The organism is Enterobacter cloacae complex sp. ECNIH7 (assembly GCF_002208095.1).
GTDB lineage: Bacteria > Pseudomonadota > Gammaproteobacteria > Enterobacterales > Enterobacteriaceae > Enterobacter > Enterobacter cloacae_M.
The window spans coordinates 3,289,400-3,303,648 of record NZ_CP017990.1; the positions used below are offsets into that span (position 1 = coordinate 3,289,400).

Genomic DNA, 14,249 nt, shown 5'->3' on the forward strand with positions numbered 1-14,249 from the left:
CCAGTTTTACAGGCCAATCGCCTCTTTCAAACTCTTGAGATAGCGACGGCTGACGGGTACCGTTTGCCCGGCACGCAGCACCAGCTCGGCCTGGCCGTTATCTTCCAGGCGAATCTCTTTCAGGTGCGCCATGTTCACCAGATACTGGCGATGGCAGCGGATCAGCGGCGTGCGGCTCTCCAGCGTGCGCAGGGTCAGCTCGGTAAACCCTTCGTTCCCTTCCGCGCTGGTGACAAACACCCCGCTCAGGCGGCTGCTGACAAACGCCACATCATCCATCTGCAGAAGATAAATCCGGCTGTGCCCGGTGCAGGGGATAAACTTCAGCGGCTGCTGGTTTTCCGGCAGCAGCGTGACGTCCTGTACGGTTCGCTCCTGGCGTAAACGGGTGAGCGTTTTTTCCAGACGCTTCTCTTCAATCGGCTTGAGTAAATAGTCAAACGCGTGCTCCTCAAAGGCCTTAACGGCATATTCGTCGAACGCCGTCAGAAACACGATGTAGGGGCGATGCGCCGGGTCGAGCATGCCGACCATCTCCAGCCCGCTAATGCGGGGCATCTGAATATCGAGGAACAGCACGTCCGGGCGCAGCTTGTGCACCGCGCCGATGGCCTCAATGGCGTTCGCGCACTCACCCACAATCTCAATATCTGGCTGCTCCTGCAGCAGAACGCGCAGGTTTTCTCGTGCCAGCGGCTCGTCATCCACGATCAGCACTCTTAACATGCGTTTTCCTCCAGCGGCAGTCGTACGGTAATACGGGTAAATCGGTCTGGCTCACAGGCGACGCTAATCCCACAGTCGTCGCCAAAATGGGCGCGCAGGCGTTTATCCACCAGGCTCATCCCCAAACCGCCGGAGGCGGAAGGCTGATAAAGCCCGGCATTATCTTCAATATCCAGCACCAGATGGTGGTTGAAACGGCTGGCGGCAATGGTTATCTCCCCCGTTCCCAGAAGCTGTGACGTGCCGTGTTTAATGGCGTTTTCGACTATAGGCTGCAGGGTAAAGGCAGGGAGATGCTGATACGCCAGCTCGTCCGGAACGGAGAGCGACACCTGCAGGCGCGACTGGAAACGCGCCTGCTCGATCTGCAGATAGGCATTCACATGCTCAATCTCATCGGCGAGGGTCACGATCTCGGACGGCCGTTTCAGGTTCTTACGGAAAAAGGTCGACAGAAACTGCACCAGCTGCGCGGCCTGATCGCTGTCGCGGCGGATCACCGCTTTGAGCGTGTTGAGGGCATTAAACAGGAAATGCGGGTTGACCTGAGCATGCAGCAGCTTAATTTCGGACTGCGTCAGCAGGGCTTTCTGCCGTTCATACTGCCCGGCGAGGATTTGCGCGGACAGCAGCTGGGCTATCCCCTCCCCCAGCGTGCGGTTGATGGAGCTGAAGAGACGGTTTTTGGCCTCATACAGCTTAATAGTCCCCATCACCCGCTGATTTTCCCCGCGCAGCGGAATTACCAGCGTGGAACCCAGCTTGCACTGCGGATGCAGCGAACAGCGGTAAGGCACTTCGTTACCGTCGGCATACACCACCTCACCGGTTTCGATGGCGCGCAGCGTATAGGCTGAGGAGATCGGTTTACCCGGCAGATGGTGATCGTCCCCGGTGCCGGTAAAGGCCAGCAGCCGCTCGCGGTCGGTTATGGCCACCGCGCCGATATCCAGCTCCTTGTAAAGCACCTGTGCGACCTTCATGCTGTTCTCTTCGTTAAACCCCTGGCGCAGGATCCCTTCGGTCGAGGCGGCGACCTTCAGCGCCGTGGCGGAAAACGCCGAGGTGTACTTCTCAAACATGGCGCGCTTGTCGAGCAGAATGCGCATAAACAGCGCCGCGCCCACGGTGTTGGTGACCATCATCGGGGCGGCAATACTGCTGACCAGGTGCAGCGCATCCTCAAACGGACGGGCAATGAGCAGAATGATCGCCATCTGCGCCACTTCGGCCACAAAGGTAATGGCACCGGCGGTAAGCGGGCTAAAGACTCTATCCGGGCGGCCGCGTTTGATCATGTAGCTGTGCACCAGCCCGCCGAGCAGCCCTTCCACGATCGTCGAGATCATGCAGCTGAGCGCCGTCATCCCGCCCATGGAATAGCGATGCAGCCCCCCGGTTAAGCCGACAAGCCCACCGACGACGGGACCGCCCAGCAGCCCGCCCATCACCGCGCCGATAGCGCGCGTGTTGGCAATAGAGTCTTCGATATGGAGACCAAAATAGGTCCCCATAATGCAGAAAATAGAGAAGGTAACGTAGCAGAGCAGCTTATGCGGCAGGCGTACGGTAACCTGCATCAGCGGGATAAACAGGCGCGTTTTGCTCATCAGCCAGGCTATGACCAGAAACACGCACATCTGCTGAAGCAACAGCAGCACCAGATTAAACTCGTACATACTCAAAACCGCACACGCTAAAAACGCGTAACATACACTGATGCGGGTTTACTTTCTTTGAAGCATCCCAAAAAAGCGCAAAATCGTGTCCGTTATCACACCTTTTTCTGAATATCGCGCATGCTTCGCATTGTTTGTTCAAAAATCAATCAATTCTTCCTGGTTCGTCAAAGTGGGTCTACAGTTAAGCTGGGAACGCGTAAGCCAGGGGGCGAATATGGCGCTTTACACGATAGGTGAAGTGGCACTCCTTTGTGATATCAATCCCGTTACCCTACGGGCGTGGCAGCGACGGTATGGATTGCTTAAACCGCAGAGGACCGACGGTGGGCATCGCCTTTTCAATGAGGCCGATATCGACCGCATCCGCGAAATTAAAAGCTGGATCGACAACGGAGTGCAGGTCGGCAAAGTGAAGTCCCTGCTGAGCCATGATGACCCGGACACGCAACACCTCTGGCGCGAACAACAGGAAACCCTGCTGCGGCTCCTGCAGGCGGGCAACCTGCAGCGCCTGCGCGGATGGATAAAAGAGCAGGGTCGCGATTATCCGGCGCAGACGCTGATCTCCCATCTTTTCATTCCGCTCCGGCGACGCCTGCAGTGCCAGCAGTCCACCCTGCAGGCGCTGCTCAGCATGCTCGACGGCGTGCTGATCAACTACATTGCCGTCTGCCTTGCCTCAGCGAAGAACAAGGCCGGAAAAGATGCGCTGGTTGTCGGCTGGAACGTGCACGATACCACCCGCCTGTGGCTGGAAGCGTGGATTGCGACCCAGAAGGGCTGGCGCGTGGATGTTCTGGCGCACTCGCTGGCGCAGCTCAAACCTGAGTTTTTCGACGGCCAGACCCTGCTGGTCTGGTGTGGAGAAGTGCCCTCCGCCTCGCAGCAGCAGCTGCTGACGGAATGGCGTGAGAATGGTTACCCGGTCTATTCCCTTGGCCCGGATGAGCCATAACGGCATTTAATGGTTCATTAACAGCTGCGCTTCACCGTATAATTGTTCCGTTAACAACAGGAGCACATGATGAAGGCAACCAAACTGGCCATTATTACCCTTTTTGTCCTGATGGCCGTGAGCGGTATTGGCGGCGTGATGCTGGCAGGATACTCGTTTATTGTTCGCGGCGGTGTCGGCTGAGGTACAGAGCCAGCCTCTCAAAAAGGCGATCGACGACGATTGCCGCCAGCGCGACCAGCACCGCCCCCTGCACGATATAAGCCGTATTAAACCCGCTCAGGCCGATAATAATCGGCGTTCCCAGCGTATTGGCACCGACCGTAGACGCAATGGTCGCCGTCCCGATGTTAATAATCACCGACGTGCGGATCCCGGCAATGATAACCGGCGCCGCAAGCGGCAGTTCAACCTTGCGCAGCCGCTGACCGCGACTCATCCCCATCCCTTCTGCCACGCTCAGCACTGACGCCGGTACCGCCGCGAGGCCCGCCAGCGTGCCCTGCAGCACCGGCAATACGCCGTATAAAATCAGCGCAATAATGGCGGGCTGCTGACCAAAGCCCATCACCGGAACCGCTATCGCCAGCACCGCCACCGGGGGAAACGTCTGGCCAATCGCCGCTATCGTCTCCACCAGCGGACGAAACTCCTTGCCCGCAGGCCGCGTAACCGCGATACCTGCCCCAACCCCCAACACAACCGCGATGGCGCTTGAGAGCGCCACCAGCCAGAGATGCGCCAGGGCGAGATTAATAAAGCTCTCCTGCTGATAAACCGGCCGCGGCAGCCCCGGAAAAAGGGTGTTAAACAGCGCCGCGCTGTGGGGCATCAGAAACAGTAAGGCGACAAAGAGCGCTACCAGCCAGAGGAGCGGATCACGCAGTGCCTTCACGCGTCACCTCCCCGGCTAGCAGATCGCGAAAATGTAAGGTTCCGCATGGCGTACCACGCGCGTCCGAGACGGGCAATACCTCGCACTGGCGCGCGACAAACGCCGAGAGGGCATCCCGCAGGCTCATCTGCGCCTGCAGCGGTTCGCCGCTGACCGACACCTTCTCCCGACGCATATAGTCGCTGACCGTCCGCAGGGAGAGCAGCCTCACGCCCAGCTCGCTGCGTCCAAAAAACTCGCGCACAAAGTCGTTCTTCGGCCATGTTAATAGCTCAAGCGGCGAGCCCTGCTGCACCACTTCGCCATGATCCATCAGCACCAGATGGTCGGCCAGGCGCAGAGCTTCATCTATATCGTGCGTCACGAGAACGATCGTGCGTCCGAGAATGCGGTGAATGCGGGTCATCTCCGCCTGCAGCGCGCCGCGCGTGACCGGATCCAGCGCGCCGAAGGGTTCATCCATCAGCAGCACCTGCGGGTTAGCCGCCAGCGCGCGCGCCACGCCCACGCGCTGCTGCTGGCCTCCGGAAAGCTGGTGCGGATAGCGATCGCGCAGCGCGGGCTCCAGCCCCAGGAGCGACATGAGTTCATCCACCCGGTCAGCGATTTTTGCCCGCGACCATTTCTCCAGCTGCAGCACGGTGGCGATGTTCTGCGCCACCGTCCAGTGCGGAAACAGGCCGATAGACTGAATGGCATAGCCCATCCGGCGACGCAGCTCCAGCACCGGCAGGCTGCGGATCTCTTCTCCGGCAAAGCGGATCACCCCGCTGTCATGCTCAACCAGGCGGTTGATCATCTTCAGGGTGGTGGATTTTCCCGAGCCCGAGGTGCCAATCAGCACGGAAAACGCCCCCTCGGCAAAGTTCAGGTTCAGATGGCTCGCCGCCGGGCGACCGGCAAAGGTTTTACTGACATCATGAAATTCAATCATTGGCTCTTCTCCTGAGCAGCGCGAGCCATAAGGCAAACAGCGCGTCGACGACAACCGCCAGCGCAATCGTGGGCACCACGCCCAGCAACACCAGATCGAGGGCACTGCTGAGCAGCCCCTGGAACACCAGCGCGCCAAAGCCGCCCGCACCAATCAGCGCCGCTATCACCGCCATGCCGACGGTTTGTACCGCCACCACCCGCAGGCTGCGCAGCAGCAGGGGCAGCGCCAGGGGGAGCTGAATTTTCCAGAAACACTGCCGCGCGCTCATCCCCATTGCATGGGCGCTTTCAAGCACATCCGGCGCGACCTGGCCCAGGCCCGCGACCACGCCGCGCACCAGCGGCAGCAGCGCATACAGCACCAGCGCGATAAGCGCGGGCGTTAACCCCGTTCCGGCTATGCCGAGCGTTCCCAGCACCGGAAATGACTTAACCAGCCCGGCCAGCGGGGCAATCAGCAGGCCAAACAGCGCGACGGAAGGTATGGTCTGGATCACGTTGAGTACGGTAAAGATCCCGCCCTGGCGTGAAGGATGACGATAGCACCACATGCCGAGCGGTATCCCGATCAGCAGAGCCGGGATCAGCGTGCCAAAAAGGATCGTCAGGTGTTGCGCAAGGGCATCATCAAACACCTCCTGACGGTTGGCGTACTCTTTCAGCAGAGAGAGATTGTTCAGCTCACCGCTGAACAGCAGGAACAAGGGAATGCACCATATCTGCGCGTTGAGCACCCAGCGCCAGACGGCGCTGGAGATGAGTCGACGAATGGCGTCGCTGCTGGCCAGCAGACACAGCGCCAGCCACAGCCAGAGGCCGCTGCCCACCGTGGTTCTCGCCAGCGGGCTTTCCGCCGAAGCCATATGCGTCGCCGCCTGCCCGGCTCCCCAGAAGAGGAGGATAAACAGCCCTTCAGCAAGGAGCAGCGTCAGCCACTGCGCCGTGCGGCCTTGCCAGAGCGATAGCGCAACCCACGCGCCCAGCGCCGCGGCCAGCCACCACGGCGTGAACGCCCATACTTCCCAGAGATAGCGCCCTTCCCCTGACATCAGACGGTTAGGTGCGACATTCACAAACGGCAGCGCGACCGCCGCGATGGCCACGCAGGCCAGCAGCAGCAGTACGCGGTTATGACATTTTATTGGCACAGCCCTTTCCCGTTACTTCACAAGCCCTTGTTGTTTCAGGAAGTCGGCGGCCACTTTTTTGGCATCCAGCCCCTCGACGGCAATGCTGGCATTCAGCTGCTGCAGCGTTTTTTCATCCAGCTTTTCGAAGACCGGTTTGAGCCATTCTGCAATCTCCGGATAGGCTTTCAGCACCGACTCACGTACGACCGGGGTCGGAGCGTAAATCGGCTGTACGCCTTTTGGATCGGTCAGGGTTTGCAGGCCGAGCGCCGCAACCGGGCCGTCGGTGCCGTAGGCCATTGCCGCGTTAACGCCGGAAGTTTGCTGCGCCGCCGCCTTGATGGTTACCGCCGTATCCCCGCCCGCCAGCGAGAGCAGCTGCGCCTGGTCGAGCTTGAAGTCGTAGGCTTTTTCGAACGCCGGGAGCGCGTCAGGACGCTCGATAAACTCCGCGGACGCAGCCAGCTTAAAGTCGCCCTTCTCTTTCAGATAGCGGCTGAGATCCGCCAGAGACGTCAGCTTACCTTTCTCCGCCACGTCCTTGCGCACGGCGATAGTCCAGGTGTTGTTGGCCGGGGCCGGCGTCAGCCAGACCAGCTTGTTCTGTTCCGCGTCGAGTTTTTTGACTTTCTCATACCCGGCTTTGGCGTTTTTCCATGCCGGATCGTTTTCATCTTTGAAGAAGAATGCCCCGTTGCCGGTGTATTCCGGATAGATATCCAGCTCGCCGGAGGTGATCGCCCCGCGCACGACGGGCGTGGTGCCGAGCTGAACTTTATTGACGGTTTTCACGCCGTGGCTTTCCAGCACCTGCAAAATAATATTGCCGAGCAGCGCGCCTTCGGTATCGATCTTTGAGCCCACTTTTACCGGCTCCGCCGCCTGTAACGGCAGACTCAGTGCCGCCAGCAGCACCGCAGATCCCAACATCCCCTTTGCAATCGTCATTACGCTATCCTCATTTTTTTATCGCCTTTTTCAGAGGCTTGAGAGAAAAGCGTAGCTTAAAACAGCGGATTTACCCGGCAAAATGCCTTTTTAGCATAACGTAAGACGCATCCCCCGGAAGTCGGGGGATGCAAAGGAGGGAAGGTTACAGCAGCTCGAACTCGCCTTTATTCACGCGGGCGGAATCCACCCCGATAAAGACGTTAAACTTGCCTGGCTCCGCATCGTATTTCATCTGCTGGTTCCAGAACTTCAGCGCCTCCACGTCAATCGGGAAGCTGATGGTTTGGGTTTCGCCAGGCTTCAGATTGACCTTCTCGAAGCCGCGCAGCTGCTTAACAGGACGGCTCATCGAGGCGGTGACATCCTGGACGTACATCTGAATTACCGTTGCCCCTTCGCGCTTGCCGGTGTTGGTCACCTCAACGCTGGCGGTAACTTTGCCGTCACGCTTCAGGGTCGGCGCCGACATTTTCACGTCAGAAACCTTGAAGGTGGTGTAGCTCAGGCCGTAACCAAACGGATACAGCGGGCCGTTAGCTTCGTCGAAGTAACGGGACGTGTACTTGTTCGGCTTATCGGCGTTATACGGGCGACCGGTGTTCAGGTGGCTGTAGTAGACCGGGATCTGCCCGACGGAGCGCGGGAAGGACATCGGCAGCTTGCCCGACGGGTTGTAATCACCAAACAGCACGTCGGCGATGGCGTTACCGCCTTCGGTACCGGCAAACCAGGTTTCCAGAATGGCGTCAGCCTGCTGGTCCTCTTTCACCAGCGCCAGCGGACGACCGTTCATCAGCACCAGCACCAGCGGCTTGCCGGTGGCTTTCAGGGCGGCGATCAGATCGCGCTGGCTCTGCGGGATGGTGATGTCGGTACGGCTGGAGGCCTCGTGCGCCATACCCTGCGCTTCGCCCACAACTGCGACAACGACGTCAGACTGTTTCGCGGTATTCACCGCCTCGTCGATCATCTCCTTCGGCGTGCGCGGATCGACCTTCACCGCTTCCTCATACTGGTTGAGGAAGGTGACGATGTCTTTGTCGTTGGTGACGTTCGCCCCTTTGGCGTACACCACTTTCGCGTTATCACCCACGGCACTCTTAATCCCGGTCAGCACGGTCACGGACTGATCGGCCACGCCTGCCGCAGACCAGCTGCCCATCACGTCGCGCTTGCTGTCGGCCAGCGGGCCCACTACGGCAATGGTGCCGGATTTTTTCAGCGGCAGCGTGTCGAGGCGGTTTTTCAGCAGCACCAGGCTTTCGCGCGCCACGTCACGCGCTTCTTTGCGGTGCAGACGGCTTTCGGCGTTGGTATCTGCCGGGTCAGAATCCTTCGGCCCCAGGTGGCTGTACGGATCGTTAAATAGCCCCATGTCGTATTTCACGTTCAGCACGTGGCGCGCGGCATCGTCCAGCTCCGCCATCGTTACCTTGCCGCTCTTCACCAGCCCCGGCAGGTATTTGCTGTAGTACTCGTCGCTCATGCTCATGTTGATGCCGGACTTGAGCGCCACGCGCACCGCGTCTTCCGGATCGGAGGCGGTACCGTGTTTAATCAGCTCTTTAATCGCGCCGTGGTCAGAAACGGTGATGCCCTTAAAGCCCCACTGGTCGCGCAGCACGTCTTTCAGCAGCCAGGAGTCAGAGGTCGCAGGCGTGCCGTTCAGCGAGTTCAGCGCGACCATCACCGCGCCGCTGCCCGCATCCAGCCCCGCCTTGTACGGCGGCATGTAGTCGTTGAACAGGCGCTGCGGGCTCATGTCGACGGTGTTGTACTCTTTCCCGCCTTCAACCGCGCCATAGGCCGCGAAGTGTTTGACGCTGGTCATCACCGAGTAGCGGTCCGCCGGGCTTTTGCCCTGCATCGCTTCCACCATGGTTTTACCCATCGTGGAGGTTAAATACGTATCTTCACCAAAGCCTTCCGAGCCGCGGCCCCAGCGCGGATCGCGCGAAACGTCCACCATTGGCGCCCAGGTCATGTTCAGGCCGTCGTCCGCCGCTTCATAAGCCGACACGCGCCCAACGGTTTTCACCGCGTCGAGGTTAAAGGAAGAAGCTAAACCGAGGCTAATCGGGAAAACGGTACGCTGGCCGTGCACCACGTCATAGGCAAAGAACAGAGGAATTTTCAGGCGGCTGAGATCCATCACCTGATCCTGCATCTTGCGGATATCCTGGCGGGTGACGGTATTAAAGATGGCCCCTACCTGCCCGTCTTTGATCATCTCGCGGATGGCCTCTTTCGGGTTATCCGGACCGACGCTGATAAGACGCAGCTGGCCGATTTTCTCATCAACCGTCATTTTCTTGAGCAATTCCGTGACAAACGCGTCCCGTGCTTCAGGCGTGAGCGGGTGATTACCAAACAAATCCTCTGCCAGCGCAGGTTGCAGCGCCAGGCTGACGGCGACACCTACAGAACATAGCCATTTCATGTCGTTTTACTCTCTCATCAATAACCGCCGGACGATCTCGGCCATACCGTGCGAAAAGCGCAGTGTGCCACAAACCCTCGAAACGTTGCAGGGTTATTCTCTGATTTTTCTCGTGAATACTCGACCGCTTAACAGTTAATCGCGCTATGCTTTACAGCGAGAAATTTGCCCCACCACAAGGAGTGGAAGATGTCTTCTGTTCGAACTGACGATAACAAAACATTTATTAACGAACTGTCGCGCCTGGTTGGCTCCTCTCACCTGCTTACCGACCCGGCCAAAACCGCCCGCTACCGCAAAGGTTTCCGCTCCGGTCAGGGTGAGGCGCTGGCGGTGGTCTTCCCCGGCACGCTGCTGGAGCTGTGGCGCGTGCTGAGCGCCTGCGTCGCCGCCGACAAGATTATTTTAATGCAGGCCGCCAATACCGGCCTGACCGAAGGCTCCACGCCGAACGGCAACGATTACGATCGCGACATCGTGATTATCAGCACCCTGCGCCTCGACAAGCTGCACCTGCTGGATAAAGGCGAGCAGGTGCTCGCATTCCCCGGCACGACGCTCTACTCCCTGGAAAAAGCGCTTAAGCCGCTGGGCCGTGAGCCGCACTCGGTGATTGGCTCCTCCTGTATTGGCGCCTCAGTGGTTGGCGGGATTTGCAACAACTCCGGCGGCTCGCTGGTGCAGCGCGGCCCGGCCTACACCGAGATGTCGCTGTTTGCCCGTATTGACGAAAACGGCAAGCTGACGCTGGTGAACCATCTGGGAATCGATCTCGGCGTGACGCCAGAGCAGATCCTCAGCAAGCTTGACGACGATCGCGTGAAGGACGAAGACGTGCAGCACGACGGCCGCCACGCGCACGATCACGACTACGTGACCCGCGTGCGGGATATCGACGCCGATACGCCGGCGCGCTACAACGCCGACCCGGACCGCCTGTTTGAATCCTCCGGCTGCGCCGGGAAGCTGGCCGTGTTTGCCGTGCGTCTGGATACCTTCCCGGCGGAGAAAAAGCAGCAGGTGTTCTACATCGGTACCAATCAGCCTGAGGTTCTGACCGAAATTCGTCGTCATATTCTGGGCGAATTTACCCATCTGCCGGTGGCGGGCGAGTACATGCACCGGGACATTTACGACATCGCCGAGCGTTACGGCAAAGATACGTTCCTGATGATCGACAAGCTCGGCACCGACAAAATGCCGTTCTTCTTCACCATGAAGGGACGCACCGACGCGATGCTGGAGAAAGTGTCGCTGTTCAAACCCCACTTCACCGACCGCTTTATGCAGAAGCTGGGCAACGTTTTCCCGGCGCATCTGCCGGAGCGAATGAAAACCTGGCGCGATAAGTACGAGCATCACCTGCTGCTGAAAATGGCCGGGGACGGAATTGCCGAAGCGCAGTCCTGGCTGACCGAATTCTTCAAAACCGCCGAAGGGGATTTCTTTGCCTGTACGCCTGAAGAGGGCAGCAAAGCGTTCCTGCACCGTTTTGCCGCCGCAGGCGCCGCCATTCGTTATCAGGCGGTGCATTCCGAAGAGGTGGAAGATATTCTGGCGCTGGATATCGCCCTGCGACGTAACGACACCGAGTGGTTTGAGCACCTCCCGCCGGAAATCGACAGCAAGCTGGTGCATAAGCTCTATTACGGCCACTTTATGTGTTATGTCTTCCATCAGGATTACATCGTCAAAAAAGGGGTCGATGCGCACGAACTGAAGGAGCAGATGCTCGCCCTGCTGCGTGAACGCGGCGCACAATATCCTGCGGAACATAACGTCGGGCATCTTTATAAAGCCCCTGACGCACTTAAGCAGTTTTATCGCGAGAATGACCCTACAAACAGCATGAACCCCGGCATTGGTAAAACAACGCGGAAGAAATACTGGAAAGAAGAGGCAGATGCGGAGCAGCGCGTAACGCAAGCGTCTGATTAATTCCTACAGCCAAATTTGAGAGATTGTTTAGCGTGCCTTAATCGTAATAGAGTGACGCTCTGACGCCGGAGGAACGTTTCTCCGGCATTCTATAACGAGGAGCAGGCACATCATGTCGGCTATTGATGTTTTATCCGAGACCGAACTGGAAGTGCGCGATGCCCTTCCCGATGATGTGCATGCCATCGCCGCCATCTATGCCTGGCATGTGCTGCACGGGCGCGCGTCATTTGAAGAAGTCCCCCCTACCATCGACGAAATGCGTCAGCGTATGAAAAGCGTGGCTGAGAGCGGTTTGCCGTGGCTTATCGCGCTGTATCGCGGCATCGTGGTGGGCTACTGCTACGCCACGCCTTACCGCCCGCGACACGCCTACCGCTATACCCTGGAAGAGTCGATTTACGTGGATGCCAGCATCACCGGGCGCGGTTTTGGTTCGGCACTGATGGATGCGCTAATTGAACGATGCGAGCAAGGCCCGTGGCGGCAGATGATTGCCGTTGTGGGAGATGGCAACAATAATTCCGGCTCGCTGCGGCTGCATAAAAAACATGGTTTCGTGATTGTCGGTCAGCTGCGCAGCGTAGGCTATAAAAAAGGTGACTGGCGGGATACGGTGATTATGCAGCGCTCGCTCAACGATGGGGACTGGACGCTGCCGGAATAAAGACCGTGCAGTCTGGTGCCCTCACCCTCACCCCGACCCTCTCCCACAGGGAGAGGGAGAAAACAAAAAACGGTAACATAAGTTACCGTTTTTCGTTATCTCGTAGGCCGGGTAAGGCGAAGCCGCCACCCGGCGTTGACGGACGGCTCAGTCGTTCTGCGCCGTCGCCATCTGTTCCGCTTTCTGCTTTTTATACGTCAATGCTGCGGCCGGAACGGGCTGCACTTTCCCGGTTTCAATCCAGGTACGCAGGCGGCTCGCGTCCGCGAAGTGGGTATATTTGCCGAAGGCATCCATCACCACCAGCGCCACCGGTTTACCGTTAAACACGGTGCGCATCACCAGGCAGTGTCCTGCCGCGTTGGTAAAGCCGGTTTTGGTTAACTGAATATTCCAGTTATCGCGGTATACCAGATGGTTAGTGTTGCGGAACGGCAGCGTATAGGCCGGGTTCGCAAAGGTCGCCATCTCTTCACGGGTGGTGCTGAGCTGACCAATCAGCGGATACTGTTTGCTGGCAATCAACAGTTTCGTCAGATCGCGGGCCGTGGAGACGTTGTTGATCGACAGTCCCGTCGGTTCAACATAATGCGTATTGGTCATTCCCAGCGCTTTGGCTTTTGCGTTCATCGCGCGGATAAAGGCGTCGTAGCCGCCCGGATAGTGGTGCGCCAGGCTCGCCGCCGCACGGTTTTCAGACGACATCAGCGCCAGCAGCAGCATATTTTTACGGCTGATTTCACTGTTCAGACGCACGCGGGAGTAAATCCCCTTCATCTCCGGCGTGTGGCTGATATCCACTTTCAATTTTTCGTCCAGCGGCAGATGTGCATCAAGCACCACCATCGCGGTCATTAATTTGGTAATCGAGGCGATCGGGCGCACCAGGTCCGGATGGCTGGCGTAGATCACCTTATTGGTGTTGAGATCGACAATCATCGCGCTGCCGGACGCAATTTGCGGCTGAGCAGCAGCGGCGGTCACCGCAGGCGTTTTAGCGACGGCCGGCACGGCAGCGGACGCGCCCAGCAGCAGCGCCAGGCTAAGTAAAGAGACTCGGAATTTCAGCATGGTGAGACTTCTGATAATTATTCACGCACGTCATGACGTACACCGCCTGTATCAACGGATAAACACAGGCTGGCTTCGGCATCATAGCGGTCACCGGGCGTTGTCGCCAGCGGATAATCGTGAACAGATGCTGCATTGCTGGCATTTACGCCAGCAATGCAGTGAACTCAGAAGAGACGGTATCCGTAACCCCAAAGAATAACCGTCAGCGCCAGTAGCGCCTCCAGCACCAGCACCCCAATAGCGAGTGTTGAACTGGAAAAACTCAGGCCTTCTTCTTTATTGATATTCAGGAAGGTTGGAACCCCCAGATACAGCAGATACCCGGTGTAAAAGAGGGCAATAGTACCGATCAGCGCGCACAGCCAGACCAGTGGATAGAGCGCAACAATACCGCTTAAGAACAGCGGGGTCGCGACATATCCGGCAAAGACCATACAGTGCGCCAGCGATGGACGTTGCGGGTAGTTACGCGCCATCCAGTGAATGACGCGCCCCATTACCGCCACACCCGCCAGCATCAGGCCATAAAAAACGATGGCCAGATAGAGCCCGGTAAACCAGGAAAGCTGAACAACGGTGCCGTCACCGAAGTTCCAGCCGATTTGTGTTGTTCCGATAAAGGCGCATATTACCGGCACCGCAGCCATCAGCAGCACGTGGTGCGTGTAATGATGCGAGACCGTTTCGTTCTCACTTTTAATGACATGCATCTCACGATCGGGATGGGAGAAAAGTCCCCAGACATGGTTCATAGCGCCCCCTTGTTGTCGGCCCGTCAGCGATACCTTAAGTATAATGCAGGCTTTAGATTATTTTCTGTACAGTGGGAAATTTCCGTTGATTTCCCCGCTGTTG

General features: G+C 58.3%; 13 protein-coding genes. 4 read left to right on the forward strand and 9 right to left on the reverse strand.

Annotated features, from left to right (window positions below):
* Positions 1 to 6: 6 nt before the first annotated feature.
* A complete protein-coding gene (gene btsR, locus WM95_RS16160) occupies positions 7 to 726 on the reverse strand; it encodes a two-component system response regulator BtsR (RefSeq protein ID WP_023312443.1) in 720 nt (239 codons plus the stop codon).
* Positions 720 to 2,405, reverse strand: coding sequence for a sensor histidine kinase (locus WM95_RS16165; protein ID WP_063408464.1), 1,686 nt, complete (start codon positions 2,403 to 2,405; stop codon positions 720 to 722). Before WM95_RS16165 ends, btsR begins: the two co-directional genes overlap by 7 nt.
* Before the next feature lie 217 nt (positions 2,406 to 2,622).
* On the opposite strand from WM95_RS16165, the gene mlrA reads away from it, so the two are divergent.
* Positions 2,623 to 3,363 carry an HTH-type transcriptional regulator MlrA gene (gene mlrA / locus WM95_RS16170; protein WP_045355468.1) on the forward strand — a complete coding sequence of 247 codons (741 nt, stop codon included), beginning with the start codon at positions 2,623 to 2,625 and terminating at the stop codon, positions 3,361 to 3,363.
* Positions 3,364 to 3,432: 69 nt separating this feature from the next.
* A complete protein-coding gene (locus tag WM95_RS16175) occupies positions 3,433 to 3,546 on the forward strand; it encodes a protein YohO (protein ID WP_008500895.1) in 114 nt (37 codons plus the stop codon).
* On the opposite strand, the gene WM95_RS16180 is transcribed toward WM95_RS16175, so the two are convergent.
* The 5 genes from WM95_RS16180 to bglX all read right to left on the reverse strand — a co-directional run bounded on the left by WM95_RS16180 (position 3,521) and on the right by bglX (position 9,715).
* Positions 3,521 to 4,258, reverse strand: coding sequence for an ABC transporter permease (locus WM95_RS16180; protein WP_047741587.1), 738 nt, complete (start codon positions 4,256 to 4,258; stop codon positions 3,521 to 3,523). The genes WM95_RS16175 and WM95_RS16180 overlap by 26 nt on opposite strands.
* On the reverse strand, positions 4,242 to 5,192 hold the full coding sequence (locus tag WM95_RS16185; RefSeq protein ID WP_045355466.1) for an ABC transporter ATP-binding protein: 951 nt from the start codon (positions 5,190 to 5,192) through the stop codon (positions 4,242 to 4,244). Before WM95_RS16185 ends, WM95_RS16180 begins: the two co-directional genes overlap by 17 nt.
* Positions 5,185 to 6,342, reverse strand: coding sequence for an ABC transporter permease (locus WM95_RS16190; RefSeq protein WP_063408465.1), 1,158 nt, complete (start codon positions 6,340 to 6,342; stop codon positions 5,185 to 5,187). The genes WM95_RS16185 and WM95_RS16190 overlap by 8 nt, the downstream gene beginning before the upstream one ends.
* 12 nt (positions 6,343 to 6,354) lie before the next feature.
* Positions 6,355 to 7,272, reverse strand: coding sequence for a glycine betaine ABC transporter substrate-binding protein OsmF (osmF, locus tag WM95_RS16195; protein ID WP_063408466.1), 918 nt, complete (start codon positions 7,270 to 7,272; stop codon positions 6,355 to 6,357).
* A 145-nt stretch (positions 7,273 to 7,417) separates the two neighbouring features.
* Positions 7,418 to 9,715 carry a beta-glucosidase BglX gene (gene bglX, locus WM95_RS16200; protein ID WP_045355465.1) on the reverse strand — a complete coding sequence of 766 codons (2,298 nt, stop codon included), beginning with the start codon at positions 9,713 to 9,715 and terminating at the stop codon, positions 7,418 to 7,420.
* Between the two features lie 189 nt (positions 9,716 to 9,904).
* Between bglX and dld the strand changes: the two genes are divergently transcribed.
* Together dld and WM95_RS16210 are read left to right on the forward strand one after the other, a co-directional pair.
* Positions 9,905 to 11,653, forward strand: coding sequence for a D-lactate dehydrogenase (dld, locus tag WM95_RS16205; protein WP_063408467.1), 1,749 nt, complete (start codon positions 9,905 to 9,907; stop codon positions 11,651 to 11,653).
* Positions 11,654 to 11,765: 112 nt separating this feature from the next.
* Positions 11,766 to 12,320 carry a GNAT family N-acetyltransferase gene (locus WM95_RS16210; RefSeq protein ID WP_059444967.1) on the forward strand — a complete coding sequence of 185 codons (555 nt, stop codon included), beginning with the start codon at positions 11,766 to 11,768 and terminating at the stop codon, positions 12,318 to 12,320.
* Between the two features lie 147 nt (positions 12,321 to 12,467).
* Here the strand turns inward: WM95_RS16210 and pbpG are convergent, their stop codons facing one another.
* A complete protein-coding gene (pbpG, locus tag WM95_RS16215) occupies positions 12,468 to 13,391 on the reverse strand; it encodes a D-alanyl-D-alanine endopeptidase (RefSeq protein ID WP_023312453.1) in 924 nt (307 codons plus the stop codon).
* A gap of 167 nt (positions 13,392 to 13,558) precedes the next feature.
* Complete coding sequence (locus WM95_RS16220; protein WP_023312454.1) at positions 13,559 to 14,146, reverse strand: Yip1 family protein; 588 nt, start codon at positions 14,144 to 14,146, stop codon at positions 13,559 to 13,561.
* Positions 14,147 to 14,249 lie beyond the last annotated feature (103 nt).

Bases quoted from the DNA above. Each gene is read 5' to 3' on its own strand.
- btsR (WP_023312443.1), bottom strand. From the start codon at position 726: ATGTTAAGAGTGCTGATCGTGGATGACGAGCCGCTGGCACGAGAAAAC.
- WM95_RS16185 (WP_045355466.1), bottom strand. From the start codon at position 5,192: ATGATTGAATTTCATGATGTCAGTAAAACCTTTGCCGGTCGCCCGGCG.
- mlrA (WP_045355468.1), top strand. From the start codon at position 2,623: ATGGCGCTTTACACGATAGGTGAAGTGGCACTCCTTTGTGATATCAAT.
- WM95_RS16165 (WP_063408464.1), bottom strand. From the start codon at position 2,405: ATGTACGAGTTTAATCTGGTGCTGCTGTTGCTTCAGCAGATGTGCGTG.
- WM95_RS16210 (WP_059444967.1), top strand. From the start codon at position 11,766: ATGTCGGCTATTGATGTTTTATCCGAGACCGAACTGGAAGTGCGCGAT.
- WM95_RS16175 (WP_008500895.1), top strand. From the start codon at position 3,433: ATGAAGGCAACCAAACTGGCCATTATTACCCTTTTTGTCCTGATGGCC.
- dld (WP_063408467.1), top strand. From the start codon at position 9,905: ATGTCTTCTGTTCGAACTGACGATAACAAAACATTTATTAACGAACTG.
- pbpG (WP_023312453.1), bottom strand. From the start codon at position 13,391: ATGCTGAAATTCCGAGTCTCTTTACTTAGCCTGGCGCTGCTGCTGGGC.
- bglX (WP_045355465.1), bottom strand. From the start codon at position 9,715: ATGAAATGGCTATGTTCTGTAGGTGTCGCCGTCAGCCTGGCGCTGCAA.
- osmF (WP_063408466.1), bottom strand. From the start codon at position 7,272: ATGACGATTGCAAAGGGGATGTTGGGATCTGCGGTGCTGCTGGCGGCA.
- WM95_RS16220 (WP_023312454.1), bottom strand. From the start codon at position 14,146: ATGAACCATGTCTGGGGACTTTTCTCCCATCCCGATCGTGAGATGCAT.